The sequence below is a fragment of the Levilactobacillus zymae genome, from assembly GCF_032190635.1.
GTDB classification, from domain to species: Bacteria; Bacillota; Bacilli; order Lactobacillales; family Lactobacillaceae; genus Levilactobacillus; species Levilactobacillus zymae_A.
Window position 1 is genome coordinate 2,055,112 of record NZ_JAVLAS010000001.1, and the last position, 16,761, is coordinate 2,071,872.

Annotated in this window: 15 protein-coding genes, 8 tRNA genes and 1 riboswitch; of the genes, 1 reads left to right on the forward strand and 22 read right to left on the reverse strand. The window is 49.7% G+C overall.

From position 1 onward, the window contains the following. Positions 1–217 precede the first annotated feature (217 nt). The 15 genes from RI501_RS09775 to RI501_RS09845 all read right to left on the reverse strand — a co-directional run bounded on the left by RI501_RS09775 (position 218) and on the right by RI501_RS09845 (position 10,252). Complete coding sequence (locus RI501_RS09775; RefSeq protein WP_313822144.1) at positions 218–823, reverse strand: TetR/AcrR family transcriptional regulator; 606 nt, start codon at positions 821–823, stop codon at positions 218–220. Between the two features lie 153 nt (positions 824–976). Next, positions 977–3,463 carry an ATP-dependent Clp protease ATP-binding subunit gene (locus RI501_RS09780; protein ID WP_313822146.1) on the reverse strand — a complete coding sequence of 829 codons (2,487 nt, stop codon included), beginning with the start codon at positions 3,461–3,463 and terminating at the stop codon, positions 977–979. Between the two features lie 17 nt (positions 3,464–3,480). After that, positions 3,481–3,948 (reverse strand): CtsR family transcriptional regulator, encoded by a 468-nt coding sequence (locus RI501_RS09785; RefSeq protein WP_313822148.1) that lies wholly within the window; start codon positions 3,946–3,948, stop codon positions 3,481–3,483. Positions 3,949–4,188: 240 nt separating this feature from the next. Then, positions 4,189–4,262, reverse strand: a tRNA-Pro gene (locus tag RI501_RS09790). 40 nt (positions 4,263–4,302) lie between these two features. After that, positions 4,303–4,376, reverse strand: a tRNA-Pro gene (locus tag RI501_RS09795). 36 nt (positions 4,377–4,412) lie between these two features. Further along, positions 4,413–4,486: transfer RNA gene (locus RI501_RS09800), tRNA-Arg, on the reverse strand. A 19-nt stretch (positions 4,487–4,505) separates the two neighbouring features. Then, positions 4,506–4,591: transfer RNA gene (locus RI501_RS09805), tRNA-Leu, on the reverse strand. Positions 4,592–4,602: 11 nt separating this feature from the next. Next, a tRNA-Gly gene (locus RI501_RS09810) sits at positions 4,603–4,674 on the reverse strand. A gap of 26 nt (positions 4,675–4,700) precedes the next feature. Continuing rightward, positions 4,701–4,773, reverse strand: a tRNA-Thr gene (locus tag RI501_RS09815). Between the two features lie 35 nt (positions 4,774–4,808). Next, a tRNA-Leu gene (locus RI501_RS09820) sits at positions 4,809–4,890 on the reverse strand. Between the two features lie 36 nt (positions 4,891–4,926). Then, positions 4,927–4,999: transfer RNA gene (locus RI501_RS09825), tRNA-Val, on the reverse strand. A 460-nt stretch (positions 5,000–5,459) separates the two neighbouring features. Continuing rightward, on the reverse strand, positions 5,460–6,731 hold the full coding sequence (gene serS / locus RI501_RS09830) for a serine--tRNA ligase (RefSeq protein WP_313822150.1): 1,272 nt from the start codon (positions 6,729–6,731) through the stop codon (positions 5,460–5,462). Positions 6,732–7,016: 285 nt separating this feature from the next. Beyond that, on the reverse strand, positions 7,017–7,649 hold the full coding sequence (locus tag RI501_RS09835; RefSeq protein ID WP_313822152.1) for a deoxynucleoside kinase: 633 nt from the start codon (positions 7,647–7,649) through the stop codon (positions 7,017–7,019). 213 nt (positions 7,650–7,862) lie between these two features. Further along, the gene (locus RI501_RS09840) at positions 7,863–9,368 is read right to left on the reverse strand and encodes an amino acid permease (protein WP_396442521.1); all 1,506 of its coding nucleotides are present in this window, start codon (positions 9,366–9,368) and stop codon (positions 7,863–7,865) included. Between the two features lie 111 nt (positions 9,369–9,479). Continuing rightward, positions 9,480–9,659: riboswitch (Lysine riboswitch) on the reverse strand. Positions 9,660–9,721: 62 nt separating this feature from the next. Further along, a complete protein-coding gene (locus RI501_RS09845) occupies positions 9,722–10,252 on the reverse strand; it encodes a GNAT family N-acetyltransferase (protein ID WP_313822154.1) in 531 nt (176 codons plus the stop codon). Between the two features lie 117 nt (positions 10,253–10,369). Between RI501_RS09845 and RI501_RS09850 the strand changes: the two genes are divergently transcribed. After that, on the forward strand, positions 10,370–11,161 hold the full coding sequence (locus RI501_RS09850; protein WP_313822156.1) for a lp_1002 family arylesterase: 792 nt from the start codon (positions 10,370–10,372) through the stop codon (positions 11,159–11,161). Positions 11,162–11,219: 58 nt separating this feature from the next. Here the strand turns inward: RI501_RS09850 and RI501_RS09855 are convergent, their stop codons facing one another. The 7 genes from RI501_RS09855 to RI501_RS09885 form a co-directional block, all read right to left on the reverse strand. Further along, positions 11,220–11,888, reverse strand: coding sequence for a phosphatase PAP2 family protein (locus RI501_RS09855; RefSeq protein ID WP_313822157.1), 669 nt, complete (start codon positions 11,886–11,888; stop codon positions 11,220–11,222). A gap of 109 nt (positions 11,889–11,997) precedes the next feature. Further along, complete coding sequence (locus RI501_RS09860; protein ID WP_313822159.1) at positions 11,998–12,447, reverse strand: threonine/serine exporter family protein; 450 nt, start codon at positions 12,445–12,447, stop codon at positions 11,998–12,000. Between the two features lie 12 nt (positions 12,448–12,459). Continuing rightward, positions 12,460–13,152 (reverse strand): threonine/serine exporter family protein, encoded by a 693-nt coding sequence (locus tag RI501_RS09865; RefSeq protein WP_396442538.1) that lies wholly within the window; start codon positions 13,150–13,152, stop codon positions 12,460–12,462. 221 nt (positions 13,153–13,373) lie between these two features. Further along, on the reverse strand, positions 13,374–14,021 hold the full coding sequence (locus RI501_RS09870; RefSeq protein ID WP_057733064.1) for a metal-dependent transcriptional regulator: 648 nt from the start codon (positions 14,019–14,021) through the stop codon (positions 13,374–13,376). 82 nt (positions 14,022–14,103) lie between these two features. Further along, positions 14,104–14,988: a cation diffusion facilitator family transporter gene (locus tag RI501_RS09875; protein WP_313822164.1), complete on the reverse strand. Its 885-nt coding sequence runs from the start codon at positions 14,986–14,988 to the stop codon at positions 14,104–14,106. Between the two features lie 195 nt (positions 14,989–15,183). After that, complete coding sequence (locus tag RI501_RS09880; RefSeq protein WP_313822166.1) at positions 15,184–15,744, reverse strand: GNAT family N-acetyltransferase; 561 nt, start codon at positions 15,742–15,744, stop codon at positions 15,184–15,186. Positions 15,745–16,253: 509 nt separating this feature from the next. Further along, positions 16,254–16,697 carry a MerR family transcriptional regulator gene (locus RI501_RS09885; protein ID WP_313822167.1) on the reverse strand — a complete coding sequence of 148 codons (444 nt, stop codon included), beginning with the start codon at positions 16,695–16,697 and terminating at the stop codon, positions 16,254–16,256. Positions 16,698–16,761: the final 64 nt, after the last annotated feature.

The window sequence follows — 16,761 nt, forward strand, 5'->3', positions numbered from 1 at the left end:
TTTATTCTGTGACTGGCCAAACCGAATATTACATTTAGATTACAAATGCTTTTTTTCTCGGTTTTTTGGCAAAAAAAATCCAAAAACAAATCAAAATTTGCTTTTGGCTTCTTATAGTGGGTGCACCGGACAATAGATCGGCTACCCCAATTTCAGTTCACAGTTGCATACAGATGATATAGTACAAAACTAATGCCGGATTGTCAAGATATTATGCTTACTTTTCCGTGGCAATCCCAAACAAGATTAACCGGAGCAGAATGACGATTTGCTCGTGCTTCGACGCATCCGCCGGCCCCACCTGGTGGAAGTTGTTAAATAACGGACTCAGACTAGTCAGGTAAAACGAAGCCGCCTCGCGCGATGTCAGGTGTGGTCGCAACGTCACGAGACCCAAATCAAAGAACGCCGCTAGCGGTGTCAGGTAGTCCGCCATCAACAACTGTCCCAATTGCCCCTTATTACTCGGGGCTAGGTACCGGAAACTCCCGTGCAAAACGCTAAACACGTCCCGGGGATGAACGGCCAGTAGAACCTCAGTTACCGCCGCCAACGCCTCAACGGGATCCGTCAGGTGGCCGGCCTGAACCCGGGTATTAACCTGCGTAATTCCGGTTTTGGTTTCTTGTCCCACTTCCTTCACCACCGCCAAGAAGATGGCCTCCTTATCGCTAAAGTGGTGATAGAGCGCCGGCTGAGTGATGCCGACCTGCCGAGCAATCTCCCGTGTCGACGTGGCTTGATACCCGCGCGACAAGAATTGCTCCCGGGCCGCCGCTAGAATCGCCGCGTGCGTTTGGGTTAGTTGCTCTTTTCTTTTCATCCCGTTGTCCGTTCCCTTCATTCTAAATTAATGTCAGTTTACCACACCTCCGGACCAACCAAAAGAGCAGCCCCACTGAGAAGGTTACCCAGTAGGACTGCTGTTGATAAAACAATTTTAATTGATTAATTTAATCCTTCGGTGTTCCGGCAATTATTTACTAGTCACGGCCTTACGTGGCGTTACCGGCTTCGAATTAATCGTTACTTTACCCTTGGTCGCACCAATCGTGACCTGCTCGTTAGCCTTGATCTCACCCGAGAGCATGGCTTCACTCAACTGGTCTTCAACCTGGTTCTGCAACGCTCGGCGTAGCGGTCGCGCCCCATACTCTGGATCGTAACCGGCCTGGGCAATTGCATCTAAGGCCGCCGGTGTGAACTTCAACTTGATGTTTTGGTCCGCCACCCGCTTGACAATCCGCTGAGCCATCAATTTAACAATCTGATGTAACTCGGGTTTCTTCAAGGAATGGAAAATCACGGTCTCATCAATGCGGTTCAAGAATTCTGGACGGAAGGACTGCTTCAACGTTTGCCGAATGGTATCCGCCATTGCTCGGTAATCGTTAGCCACGTCTTCGGCACCGAAGCCGACGGTCTTTTCATCCCGCAGCTTAGTGGCCCCTAAGTTCGAAGTCATAATTAAAATCGTGTTCCGGAAGTCGACTCGGCGACCCTTGGAATCGGTAAGGTACCCATCGCCTAAGACCTGCAGTAACAGGTTAAAGACATCCGGGTGCGCCTTTTCCACTTCATCGAAGAGCACCACGGAGTAAGGCTTCTGCCGAACCTTTTCGGTCAGTTGGCCCCCTTCATCGTACCCCACATAACCGGGGGCCGACCCAATCAGCCGACTGGTGGAATATTTCTCCATGTATTCACTCATATCGACCCGAATCATGTTATCTTCCGACCCAAACATGGCCGCCGCGAGGGCCTTAGCCAACTCGGTCTTCCCGACCCCGGTTGGTCCTAAGAACATAAACGACCCAATCGGCCGGTTCGGATCCTTTAGACCGGAACGGGCCCGCCGAATCGCCCGGGCAACCGCCGAAACTGCTTCGTCTTGACCAATTACCCGCTGGTGCAGAATCTTTTCCAGATTAACTAGCCGGTCAGCATCCGTTTGCTTCAACTGCGTCAACGGAACGCCAGTCCATTCTGCCACCACTTGGGCAACATCTTCACCCGTAACGTTCAGGACATAATGCCGTTTGGCCTGATCCGCACGTTCTGCCGCCTTCGCTTTTTGCGCAGCTAGCTTCTCACGTAAAGCAATCTCTTGGGTCCGTAATTGGGCGGCCTGTTCAAAGTCTTGCCGTTCAATCGCAGCGTCCTTATCCTTAGCCAGCTGATCCAGATCCTGGGTCAACTTACTGGTCGGCGTCGGTTTATCCATCTGATCAATCCGCACCTTCGCAGAGGCTTCATCCATTAAATCAATCGCCTTATCTGGTAAGAAACGTTCGCTAATGTACCGGACGGACAGCTTCACAGCCTGTTCCAGGGCCTCATCCGTGATATTAACGTGATGATGGTCCTCGTAACGCGGCCGCAAACCCTTTAAGATCTCTAAGGCTTCCTCGCTAGTCGGTTCGTCAACCTGCACGGTTGCAAACCGTCGTTCCAACGCTGCGTCAGATTCGATATACTTTTGATACTCATCCAACGTCGTGGCCCCGATGGTTTGAAGTTCACCTCTGGCCAGAGCCGGTTTCAAGATGTTCGAGGCGTCGATGGCCCCTTCGGCCCCACCAGCGCCAATCAACGTGTGCAGTTCATCGATAAATAGGATTACGTGCCCGTCGTTGTAAATTTCCTCGATGACTTTCTTCAGCCGGTCTTCGAATTCACCCCGATACTTGGTTCCCGCAACCAACGAGCCCATGTCGAGCATCATTAGCCGTTTATTTTGCATATCCTCGGGCACATCACCGGCCACAATCCGTTGGGCTAAGCCTTCCGCAATTGCCGTTTTACCCACACCGGGTTCGCCAATCAGTACCGGATTGTTTTTGGTCCGTCGACTCAAGATCTGAATGACCCGCTTAACTTCCTTATCACGGCCCACCGTTGGATCCATCTTGCCATCTTTAGCTGCTTGGGTCAGGTCCCGCGCTAAGGAGTCTAGCGTCGGTGTGCCCCCCTGTGCAGCCCGACGTGCCCGGTTTTCGTTCCGCCGCTTAGGCGTATCGGCGATCCCCAATTTACGGAGAACCACCTTACGAGCACTGGTTAATTCAACGTTGAGATTTTTCAAGATGCGTGACGACAGAATCGTTTCATCACTGAGTAACGCTAACAGCAAGTGCTCCGTGCCAATCTTGGTGGCCCCTAAGCGCTTAGCTTCATCACCGGCCAAGGCTAACATGGCTTTGGCTTTAGGCGAATACGGTAAATAACTATCTTTATCCGTGTTCTCTAGGGTCCCGTAACCGGTGAACCGTTCGATCTCTTCGCGGACATCGTCGTCCGTCACAGAAAATTGTTGGAGGACTTTATTGGCAATCCCGTTTTTTTCAATGGTGAGGGCTAGCAGTAAGTGTTCCGTACCCACCGCTTGATGCTTAAAATACTTTGCCTGTTCCTGTGCCAAAACTAAGACACTCTTAGCACTGGGCGTAAATAGGTTGTCCATTGCAACTCCTCACTTTCTTAGCTCTCGTAACGTAAATGATCCAAAATCGAAACCAGGATTTGGGCTCGTACCCGTTCGTTTAACTCCCGATCTCCCGTGTTTAGGGCGGTCTTATCAATCGCTGCTAACATAATGTTGGCTTCTCGCCGGTTAATGGTTCCGGCTTCAAATAAGCTGCGAACGACCGCTAATCCATCATGCCGGGTAATCTGGTCACCTACGGCGGTTACTAACGAGTCGATAAAATCCAAGTTATCCAATAACTTAACCTTTTCGATCCGAATATAACCACCGCCACCCCGCTTACTACGAACGACGTAGCCGTCTTGAATCGTAAAGCGTGTCTTAATCACGTAATTAATCTGTGATGGGACGACATTGAACTGATTAGCAATTTCCGACCGTCGAATCTCAACTTCTTGAGACTCCGCGAGAATCTGCTTGAGGTAAGCTTCAATAATATCCGAAATATTTTGATTCTCCATTATTTACGTCCCCCCCTTCGGCAGTTCTTTTGACTAATATTGACTAATATTATACGAACTTCCCTCCAAAATGCAATGGATTAGTCTTTTTACGACGATATTCCGCACTGGAAGAACGTTCGCCAGAACAACTCCTGGTAGTCTATAGTACCAAAAAAGACGCCGGCTTCCAAACAATTAGCTGGAAGACCGCCGTCATAGATTTATCAGTATATAATATGTAGAGTTAGGATTAAAAAATCGGGAAGACAAGATTCGAACTTGCGACCCCCACGTCCCGAACGTGGTGCTCTACCAAGCTGAGCTACTTCCCGATAATCAACCTATTTAATTCGCTAACCGGTAACCGGTTAATCGGGAAGACAGGATTCGAACCTGCGACCCCCTGGTCCCAAACCAGGTGCTCTACCAAGCTGAGCTACTTCCCGAGTCTGCTTATAAAATAATCCTATAAGCCACAAAAATGCACCCAGTAGGAGTCGAACCTACAACCTTCTGATTCGTAGTCAGACACTCTATCCAATTGCGCTATGGGTGCATAATTATATTAAGTTAAATGCCGAGGACCGGGATCGAACCGGTACGGTCATCACTGACCGCAGGATTTTAAGTCCTGTGCGTCTGCCAATTCCGCCACCCCGGCAAAAGGGCAAAAGCGGAAGACGGGATTCGAACCCGCGACCCCCACCATGGCAAGGTGATGTTCTACCACTGAACTACTTCCGCATTGGCAAATTTAATTAATGGAACCATGCCGACTAGAGGATTCGAACCTCCGACCTCCTCATTACTAGTGAGATGCTCTGCCAACTGAGCTAAGTCGGCAAAATATTAGAAAATATTTTGCGATATTTAACTAATGCAGGTGAAGGGACTCGAACCCCCACGTCATAAGACACTAGAACCTAAATCTAGCGCGTCTGCCAGTTCCGCCACACCTGCATGGTGACGATGAAGTTCTAGGACTCGGAGTCCCAATGGAGGATACAGGGCTCGAACCTGTGACCCTCTGCTTGTAAGGCAGACGCTCTCCCAACTGAGCTAATCCTCCATATGTTCAATCAAGTTATTAGCTAACTCGTTTGAAACAACTATTATAATTTACCATGTCGTTTGAAGATTGTCAACATCTTTTTTGAAATCTTTTTGAATAAATATTCGTTAGTTTTCTTAGTCAGAATGTCAGGCAGAAACTCACCAACGACAACTATTACAATTTACCATTTCACCGAAACGATGTCAACCGTTTTTTAACGGATACTTTGAATAAATATTCGTTAGCTGAATAACTACTCCCTCAGCAACATTTAATATCATAGCGTAACCTGAGCCAAAAAGCTACCCCTTTTCTGTATTTTTTATAAAATAACGCGATTTTTTTGTACTGAGATCCGTTTTATCCCTGGTTTCCACCTAGATTCCACTTTACCAACCATGTTCGCCTAACAAAAAAGTGGCCTTGCCAACGGATCTCCCGTCGACAAAGCCACCTCAGTCCTATTTTAACTCACTTATTTGGTAATCTTGGTCATGCCACCCATGTAAGGGACCAGCACGTCCGGAATCGTGACCGTACCATCTTCATTTTGGTAGTTTTCCAAAATAGCGGCAACCGTTCGGCCAACAGCCAAACCGGAACCGTTCAACGCATGGACGTACTGCAACTTACCATTGTCGTCACGGTACTGAATGTGCGCCCGCCGCGCCTGGAAGTCCGTCGTGTTCGAGCAGCTTGAAATTTCACGGTAAGTTCCTTGTTCTGGGAACCAGACCTCCAAATCATGCGTCATCGCCGCCGTAAAGCTCATGTCACCCGTCGTCAGGGTAATCACGTGGTAGGCCAAGCCCAGCTTCTGTAACAGCATCTCAGCGTGCTTCGTCAGCGCCTCTAATTCGTTCCAAGAATCTTCTGGCTCACAGAACTTAACCATTTCCACCTTATTAAACTGGTGTAACCGAATTAAGCCCCGAGTATCGCGCCCCGCACTCCCTGCTTCAGAGCGAAAGGCTGGCGTTAAGGCCGTAAACCATACCGGTAATTTCTCAGCCGGGATGACTTCATTACGGTAATAGTTGACTAAGGGCACTTCGGCCGTAGGGATTAACGTCATGTGCTGACCCTCTAAGGAGTAGACATCTTCTTTAAACTTCGGGAACTGGCCCGTTCCGTACATGGACGCATCGTTGACGATGTACGGTGGCAAGACTTCCTTGAAGCCCGCCTTCGTATTTTCGTCTAAAAAGAAGTTGTAGACGGCCCGTTCCAAGTGGGCACCCGCCCCCAGGTAGTACAGGTACCGGCTACCAGAGACCTTCGCACCACGTTCAAAGTCCAAAATATCGAGATTTTCCCCGATTTCATAGTGGGCCTTGGGGGTAAAGTCCATATTAGGTTTCTCGCCCCATTTGCGGATCTCAACACTGCCGGTTTCATCTAAGCCCACCGGAACGTTATCGTTAGGAATGTTCGGCAGGTGTGCCGCTGCATCTTGGACCTGGGCCTTTAAGGTATCGAGTTCCGCATCGGCCGCCTTGATTGCGGCGCTAACTTGCCGCATTTCGGTAATCTGATCATCGGCGTTTTGTTTTTGCCGTTTCATCTTCGAGATTTCATCCGACACCGTGTTACGTTGGGCCTTCATGGTTTCCGTCTTGGTAATGAGTTCCCGTCGCTTAGCATCCATGGCTGAAAGGGCATCAATATCGGCTGGATCCACCCCCCGAGTGGCCAACTTTTCCTTTACAAAATCAGTTTCTTGCCGAATCAACTTTAAATCTAACATTGTCATTACTCCCTTCAACTAGTCCCTAACCGCAAAAAAGGCCTCCGTCACATGGGACGAAGACCTTCGCGGTACCACCCAAGTTCATCGCTAGTGTGCCTAGCGATACCCTTGAACATGATAACGGTTTGCACCGTGCAGCATTACCTGCCCACTTCTTTCGTGCTGGAATCATTCGACGTAGCGGTTCACAGCTAACCCCGCTTCTCTGGCCGTCTACTTATTAGGCACTGACGTGTTTGAAATTATGCTTATCATACCCTACTTTACGCCTAGAAACAAGTCCTAGAGGGACGCGATCTTTTCATCAATGAGGGCTAAAACCTTTTGCCGGGCCACTGGATCTTCCACGAAGTCCAAGTCATCCCCGTTAATTTGCATCTTCGGTGATTTATCGTAATTGGCGTACCAAGCCGTGTACCGTTGGTCAAGTTCCTTGTAGTAATTGTATAGGCTCGGGTCGGTATCAATTTGTTCGTAAGACCGTCCCCGTTTCTTGATCCGTTGCAGCATCGTATCAAAGGAAATGTTAATGTGAATTAACAGGTCCGGGTTCTTCTGGTAAGTGGCTTCCGGCAGCTCTTGCATCATGTTCTGCAACAGCGAATCGTAGATGTCAACTTCCGTGTTCGTCGCCCGACCCAAGTCGGCGTTCAAATGAAACAGCAGCGAATCCTCAAAGATTGAACGATCCATCACGCTTTCCTGGTCCGCGTTGGCGGCCTTAATGCTGTCTAGCCGCTTGTTCAAGAAGTAAATCTGCAGTAAGAAGGCATACTTCTGGGGATCCTTATAGAATAGCGGTAAAATTTTGTTGTCATCTACCGATTCATAAAACGCTGGTTTGTTTAAATGTTTAGCCAATAAGTTCGCTAGGCTCGTTTTGCCAGCCCCAATAGTTCCCGATAATACAAGCATGCAATATCTCTCCTTTATTTCCGTAACCATTCCCCCCGGAATCTTCCGGGCGCAAAAACAACACTACATATTGTACCAACCTGATTTTGAAAAGACAATATATCGTGGTAATTTTTTAGGGCCAATTCCATCACTTTGGCTAAAGGCCCCCATAAAAAGGTGACCGTATCGGCCTTACGGCTAATACGGTCACCCGATTTTAATTTAATTGAATTAGTCCTTTTCGGCAGCGGCGTTATTCTTTAACGTCCCATCCTTGTGGACTGGTGCCACGTCAACTTCGTCTAACGGAATCAACTTGGTATGATTCTTAATCTTGTAACCAATGTAGAGGATTAAGACCAGTGGCACCCCAATGTAGGTGACCAATACTTGTTCCCAGTTACCCGAGAAGAAGGATTGTGGATCTTGACCCACGATGACGGCGACACAGAGAATTAATGCCAGCAGCGGCCCAATTGGGAACCACTTAGCGTGATACTTCAATTCAGACAGCTGATGTCCCTGCTTGATAAAGGCGCGCCGGAAGCGGAAGTGCGATAACGCAATTCCGAACCAAGCGATGAACCCGGTCAACCCACTAGCGGCGACCAGCCACATATAAATCTTTGGCCCCGCAATACTACTGATGAAGGTCAAGGCAGCGACCAACGTCGTCATCAGTAAGGCCGGATAAGGAATCCCATTCTTACCGGTCCGTCCCAAGAATTGTGGTGCATAACCTTCCTTGGACAAGGAGTACAACATTCGCGTTGACGCGTACATTCCGGAGTTAGCAGCGGAAATAACGGACGTCAAGATCACAGCGTTCATGACACTCGCAGCGGCAGCCAAACCAGCCCGACGAAAGACTAACGTAAAGGGACTGATGGCCACGTCACTCGCAGAAGAGCCCAGTAAATCATGACTCGTGTAAGGTAAGACAGCGGCAATCACAAAGATAGCTAAAACGTAGAATAAAATAATCCGCCAGAACACTTGATTAATCGCCTTAGGCACACTGTGCGAAGGATCTTCCGATTCCCCGGCAGTGATCCCAACCAATTCCGTTCCTTGGAACGAGAACCCGGCGACCACGAAGACACTTAGAATGGCGGGAAAACCACCAACGAACGGTGCCTGCTTGTAAGTGAAGTTGCTCAGACCAGGTCCGTGACCACCCATGATGCCCACGATGGTTAGTAACCCAACGGCTAAGAAGACGAAGATGGTAACCACCTTAATTAACGACATCCAAAATTCGGTTTCCCCGAAGGCTTGCACGGATAACGCGTTAATGACAAAGATAATGACTAACGCCACCAAGCTCCAGGTCCACCCGGGAATATTGGGTAACCAGAACTTCATGACTAACGCCGCGGTTGAAATATCTACCGCTACGGTAATGGCCCAGTTGAACCAGTAGTTCCACCCCATGGCGAACCCCAGAGCTGGATCAACATACTTAGCAGAATAAGCAGCAAACGAACCGGAGATTGGCATGTTCGTGGCCATTTCTCCTAGACTGGTCATTAAAAAGTACACCATTAATCCCATTGCAATGTAGGCAACTAATGCGCCACCAGGACCGGCTGTCGAGATGGCAGACCCGCTGGCAACAAAGAGCCCTGTTCCAATACATCCACCCAACGCAATCATTGACACGTGTCGCGTCTTGAGTCCCCGCTTTACCGAATCCGAAGACTTACTCGTTGTTGCGTTTGTCATACTCTGTTCCATATAATTCCTCCTTCTGGTTCATAGAAGGACCTTCTCGAAGCGACCTAGGAAACCCAAAATTCCCTTCAATTCAAACTCCCAAGAATCATGGTCATTAGCGCCCAAGTCTGTATCGTTGAAAGCACCCCGCAATCTGGTTACAACTGCGACAGTCCCTGATCTATTAGATCAGGACCCAACCTAAACCGTGGTCGACGATTCAGATTTCGGCGATTGCCCCTTTTACCTTCCTTCATCAATGTCGCCCATCTCTGGAAGATGACTCATGTTGATCGCACCTCTTCTTTTCGACACTTCGTAGTATAGACATCTTAAGATTGCATTGCAAGACTAAAAATTAACCATCATGATGATCATAAATCATAGCGGTAGAGGAGGTGACGCTCTAACGCCATTGTAGCGGGATTAGGTACGACCAACTGGTCATCAATTAGTTCGAATGATAAGTGACTTAAAACGTTCTGCGAGCGTTGATTCGTGGCCAAGCTGGTGGCCCACAAAGTTTTAATGGGACTGTGCGCTTGTACCAAAACGGCCAACAGTCCCCGTAACGCTTCTGGCATATAGCCGTGCCCCCAGAGAGTTGGCGTCAAAAAGTAGCCCAGATCGACAGCCGTCACGTCTAAGTCCCCCAACGCATCCGCGTGCTCATAGCCAATGACCATGCCGACTAACGGCCCTTGCAGCGACCGCGTGATGGCGTAAGCTAAGGGCTGCTGCAGATCGGCTCGCAACCCGTTAGCTACGTGCTGATCGGAAAGTGGCAACTGTAACCCTGCCGGTAACGCCACTCTGGGGTCGGTCACAATGGCCTGATAGGCTTCCAAATCACTCATTTTGAGGGGGCGTAAGTGGAGCCGCGCCGTTGTTATTTCAGGAACCATCCCCTGACCTTCTTTCTTGGTCTAACCTTAATTTGCGGTACAATAAACGTAGATTAGCTAGTGGTGACATCACGCCACCTTGATTTCTATCATGACTTAACTTGGAGGTTTTTTCAAATGCAAATTGTGAAGCAAGCCCTCGCTGAAAATTCTCAGGCCTACCTACAAGGCTACCTACGTCAGGATGATCCCACGGCCACCTACCCGGCCATCATCATCGTTCCCGGCGGCTCCTACACCCACATCCCCGAACAACAGGCTGAGGACCTGGCCTTGGCTTGGTCGGCTAAGGGCTACCAGGCCTTCTTTTTACGGTATAGCTTCGTTGCCGAAAAACAGCCACTGCTCCCCGCACCGGTGATCGAACTGGCGCAAAGTGTCGCCACGTTACGGCGGCACGCTCACGAGTGGCAACTCCAACCAGAACGCCTAGTGATTGCCGGGTTCTCCGTGGGAGGTCACATCGTCGCGCTATTTAACGATCACTGGGCCAGTGCCGAGTTGAACCAGCAGGCGCACACGACCCCCGCGGAAATCCGACCACAAGCCATCATCCTCGGCTACCCCGTCATCACCCCAACGGCGGGGTTCCCGTCCGATCCCGCTACGCTAGCGCAGTGGACCAACGATCCCGCCTCAATTGCCGCCGATCAGTTAGTGACCGACCAGAACGTGCCCACGTTTATCTGGGTCACGGCTAGCGATCCCCTGGTTCCCGTCCAGAATGCCTTGGCTTACGCGCAGGCCTCCATTGCCCATGGGGTGGACACCGAGCTGCACGTCTTCCACCATGGTCCCCATGGCCTGGCTCTTGCCAACCAAGTGACCGCCTGGAAGCCGGGAACGAACTTACCCCACGTCGCTCACTGGGTCACGCTCGCCACGGAATGGCTGGCCGACTTAGCTTAACGCAATCAGCGGTCAAAAAAGGCCTGCCAACGTCCCCGTTGACAGGCCTTTTTTTGCTTTAAATTTCAGACTTTTTCAGTAACGGCCAACGTTTCATCATCGGCGCTAACCGGATGTATAAGCCTTCCGCCACTTGCAGCCACAAGTAGGCGAGTAACGCCGCCCCGAAGGTATCGGTGGGAAAATGTGCATTGAGGTAGACCCGTGAAATCATGACTAAGATCAGCCAAATAATGACGATAATTCGGACCACCCAGGCCCGCCAAGGTGTGGCGATCATCGGAATCAAAATCAGCCAAATCATGGCCAATAATAGGAACGTTCCGAAGACGTGACCACTGGGGAAGCTATAGCCGTTATCGATGGCCAGATGCCCGGCCGGTCGGGCTCGTTGGACCACATTCTTGACGACGGCGGCTAACACGTCGCCCCCAATCAACGTGGCTAGGCACCAGAGTGCGGGGATCTTAAATTTAAAGCCCCACAACAAGAACGCCAACACCACGGTCCAAACAATCAAGAACTTAGGCTCAACTAGACTGGTGATTCCCCGGTACATCAGGGTCTTCCACCCTGGTTGGGTCTTCTGGACGATGTCCACGATTGACGAGTCCAAGAAGGCCACGTAAGCGTTTTGGGCCTTTACGAAAAACGCCAGCGTTAAAAAGAGGATCGTGGTCAAGCCGAACTTCCATGGTCGGTCCCGATCCCGGTTAAATAGCATCATGAGATTAGATTCCTTTCGTCATACCTGATTGAAAAAACTCCTCGCATTTGAGTATACCACCCCACCGCTAAAATTCTAGGGACGCGGCGCTTAACAATTTCCTAAGACTTTACCGATGATGCCGCCAAGCGCGCTGGCGCAAGCGATTAACTAGTTCGGATAACAAGAACCCAAAGGCAATCGCGCCGGAGATCATCACGACCTGCAGCAAGAAGGTCAGGGCCGTATCATTTTGCCCCAACGCAAAGTTCTTAATCATCTCGTAGGCTTGCCCCCCAGGAACCAGGGGGACCAGCGCGGGAATGTTAAACAGGATCATCGGCATCTTTTTCCACCGGGCGGCTTGAAGTGACGCCACCCCAATTGCCACGGCCCCCAAAAGGTTTCCCACCACGTACCCGCCACCAAAGACAATGGTGACCTGATATAACAAGTACCCCAAAACGCCAATCCAGCCGCTCAGGTTCAACGCCCGCCGAGGAATGTTCAGCAGGATCCCAAACGCAATAGTGGCGACGTAGTTTCCTACCATGGCAATAACGACTTCCATAATGGTCATGTCAGCTTCCTCCTAAAGAAATTGTAGAACCATGGCAATTCCAAAGCCAATGGCCGCCGCACTCACTAACGCCTCGACGCCCCGGACCGGGCCACTAACCAGGTTACCCGCTAGAATATCGCGCACCGAGTTGGTAATGGGGACTCCCGGGACTAGGGGCATGACGCTCCCAATGATGATGTCGTCAACACTGTTGCCCAGTCCCAAATGATGGCTCCAGACCGCGAGCAAGCCAATAACCGCGGCCCCCGCAAACTCCGCTAAGAACCGAATTTCAACGTACTTACTAATCAGATAGTAGACGACCCAGCCCAGCATCCCCACCAAACAGGTTATCCAGAAATCGTGCAGGTTGTGACGAAAGACCACTTCCAACGGCCCACTGACCATCGCAGCCGCCAAGAGTTGCAGCCAAAACGGAAAATACTTACTGACGCTATCTAAATGATCTAACCGATCCGCAAACTGCTGTAAGGTAATCTCCTTCACGGCAAACTCCCGGGATAACTGGTTGACGACCGCAATTTTTTCCAGATCAAAGGTCCGGCGCTTGACGGGTTGAATCTGCGCCCCTACTTCGCCGTTGATGGCCATCAAAATCCCGGTAATCATCACGAACAATTGGCTGGTTCGGGCCCCAGCGTTGGTGGCGATTCGGGTCATGGTATCCTCCACCCGCTCGATTTCTGAGCCATTTTCAATCATGATCCGGCCCGCCGTTAGCGCGGTATGTAAAATTAATTGGTCGTGTTCTTTCGTCGTTGACACGGTGCCGCCTCCCTTGTTCAAACGAAACCGTCGCCGATGTCGTTCATAACTTTTTTAATTATTATACGTCAGCTATTTCTAAAACGACACTTTAATCTGGCCAAATAAAAACCGGACACCGGTGCGTTCAGCCGCACCGGTGCCCGATTTTCATTAATTTACTTCACAAAAATATAGTGGGCCGCCTTGTAACTGACGATTAATTCCGCATCGTCGGTCAGGTTGCGCACCGTGACGGGACCCTCAAACGGATCGTGTTTCTCAATCTTCAGTTGATCCCCGATGTCCAACTTCAGGTCACCCAAATACGTTAGGAGGTCATGGTTGTCAATAAACCGATCCACGGTCACCACACTTCCATCCTTCGCGTCGTTTAAGACGGTGTGACTATCCTCGTGATAGTGCCCGAAACGGTCGGGGATGACCCCACCGTGCGGACAATGGGTTGGATGCCCCAACATGTCATCCAAGGCATTAACCAACTTCGGACTCGTCACGTGTTCTAAGACTTCGGCTTCATCGTGAACGTCGGGCAGTTCATAACCCAGCTTTTCCACTAAGAAGTCTTCCCAGATTCGGTGCTTCCGCACTAAATCCTCGGCCAACCGAATCCCCTTGCTGGTTAACGAAATTCCCGCATACGGGGTATGTTCCGCTAACCCTTCGGCGGCCATCTTATTGACCATTTCGGTCACTGAACCGGCTGCAATGTTCAAACTAATGGCGATTTGCTTGTTAGAAACCTTCTTTTGCTTCCCGCCCAGTTCGAAAATAATCTTTAAATAGTCCTCCTTCATCGGAGTCATACTTTGTTCACCTCATCTAAATCGACACTCAATAGTCATCATGACGTTAGCGGCACGTTCGCAAGGTCACTCATGCCGCCAATCATTTTGTTTGTAAAAACAACGATTCATCCTTACCACGGTGGCACTCCGCCTGAATCGTAACGTGATTCACGTTGTACTTGTGACACAGTAACGCTTCGATCTGCCGGTAAACCGGCTCAACCTGACTTAGCGGTAGGTCCGCCATGTTGACGTGCACGGAGAATACCACGTTATTTTCGTCAATCTGCCAGGCATGCAGATGATGCACCCCTTCAATCTGAGGTAATGCGCAAATATCGTGGGCAATCGCCTCATAATCGAGCCGTGGGGCGCCTTCCATCAGGATATCGAAGGTCTGTTTGACAATCGGCCAGGACTCATAAATGATGTACACCGCCACCAGTAAACTAATCAGCGGATCCACCCAGCTGATCTGCCAAAAGGTGATCAAGACGGCCCCCACAATCACGCCAATCGATGCCAAGGCATCGCTGAGCAAATGCAGGTAGGTCGCCCGAATATTGAGGTTGTGTTTCGCCCCTTGATTCAAGAGCAACGTAGACAACAAGTTGGCCGCGAAGCTAATCACCGCCACCAGGAGCATCACATCGCCCTTGACCGGTTGCGGATGCAACAATCGACGGACGGCTTCAACACCCAGTCCAACGGACACCAAGATCAGCAACCCCGAGTTTAGCAAGGCGGTCAAAATCTCTACGCGTCGGTAGCCGAAGGTGTTCTGCCGAGTCTGCCGGCGACCACCAATTCGGTGGGCCACGTAGCTCAAAATGACGGATAGGGCATCCCCTAAATTATGAAAGGCATCCGAAAGTAATGACAGACTCCCCGAAAGGATTCCTCCCAATAATTCAAATACGGTGATTACCACATTCAAGACGGTGACGAGTAAAAACCGACCACCCGTCAATCCACTCTTCTCCATCAAAACCGCCCCCGTTACCAAACTGTCTCTATTATGGCAGAGTTTTGGTGGAAAGAAAAGCCGGTTTTAGGGGAACCTGATTAATCCAAATAAAAAGTGGCCCCACCACCACGTGAAACCACTTTCTTTACTATTATATAGCATGTATTTTGATCAACATGCTTTTCATCAAAGTCAACGTTCAGCCACAGGTCCTTAAGCCAGCGTCGTTTGGACCAAGTGTTCCGGCTTGATGTGGGCCGTCAAGCGTTCGTAGGCAAAGTCTTGCACGCCCGTTAACCCCACGCTATCCAAGTCGATTTTCCCCGTTTCACTAAAGCCATTTTTCTTAATAATGTGTTGCATTGCCAGGTTGTGCGGGTGCGTATCGATCCGAATACTTTCGATATTAGCCGCCTGATCGATCTGCGTAAATAACCGTTGGAATAGTTCCCCGGCTAACCCGCGGCCGTGATGGTGGGCTGAAACGGCTACCCGGTGAATTGCCAAGTAGGACGCATCATGCGTCAGCCACTGACCGTCAATTTCACGATACGTTGGGTCAACGCCAGGAATAATGGCCGCCGTCCCTAAAATTTCATGATTTTCCTCCAAGACAACCGTCCACCCCTGGTGAATGTCGTCAACTAAGACCGCCGTGTTCGGGTAAATTCCCTGCCATTGGTCAATGGATTGCGCCGCCAAAAGGTCGCGTCCGTCCCGAATAATTGCTTCGATTTCTGGTAAATCAGCCATAGTAGCTTGTCGTAACAGCATGTGTCACACCATCCTTTATAAATTCAATTTAAAATTGATTTTGTTATAGTAACACGTTCGTTTCAAAAAACAACAATCTAAGCTCACTTTTTTGGGCTAAAAAAGTCATAAGAAGGTGAAAGCTTGATAAACCAAGCTTTCGCCTTCTCATCGTTTTATCATTTAAAGGAACTCCCACCAGCAGAAAGCCCCCATCGAAGAACCTTCTAAACTCCGATGGGGGCCTGCAGAGGCAAGCGAGGCGAGTGAAAATCAAAACACGTTAATTTTCAAAAACACGTCGTATTAATTACGATCGCTTACGTTAGCTTGTGCTAGCGTAGTCCAGCGCAAAGATAAACGCGCTATTACTCTTGGTTATTCGCCTGGTTTCACAACACGTTAACAACATGAATGTCTGCTAACCCAGCCAGAAGATCGATTAGCATCGAAGGTTTTGACTGCCCTAGTTTGTGAGTCCTCCGCATCTTTAGACTACCATTCTTAGGTACCCGGTACAATCAAAAAGCCTAATTTTCCGCGTCGACGAGTTGAAAGTGCCAGCCCGTTGCTTCGCGTTTGGCAACCAGGTGCTTCGTGGGGTCCGGATCAAACTGACCTAAGTCCACCATCGCCGTGTGATCCGTCACCTCTAGATTGATAAACCGGTCCTCAAAAAACGACCGGAGTGCGTCTAGGTAAACGTCCCGTTGGCGGGCCTGTTTTACCGCACTGGTTAACGTATAGCCATCGGCCAAATAACTTTTAATCAATTGGACCTGTAGCATCGTTTTGTACGTAAACTTGCGATTACTATTATCCGTCACCGTCCGACTTTGAATGTACCCCTTACTTTCCCAATACCTTAGCTTACTTTGGGCAACGCCCGTGGCCCGAGAAACATCGCCAATCCCCAGAGTTACCCCATCAATCGGAATCTTTTTTATCAGATTGGTCATTTTATTGGTGAGCATTGTTGCCCCACCTCCTTTAATCTAGTTTTACCGTTAAGTCGCCAATGAAAGCGGTTGTGAATAT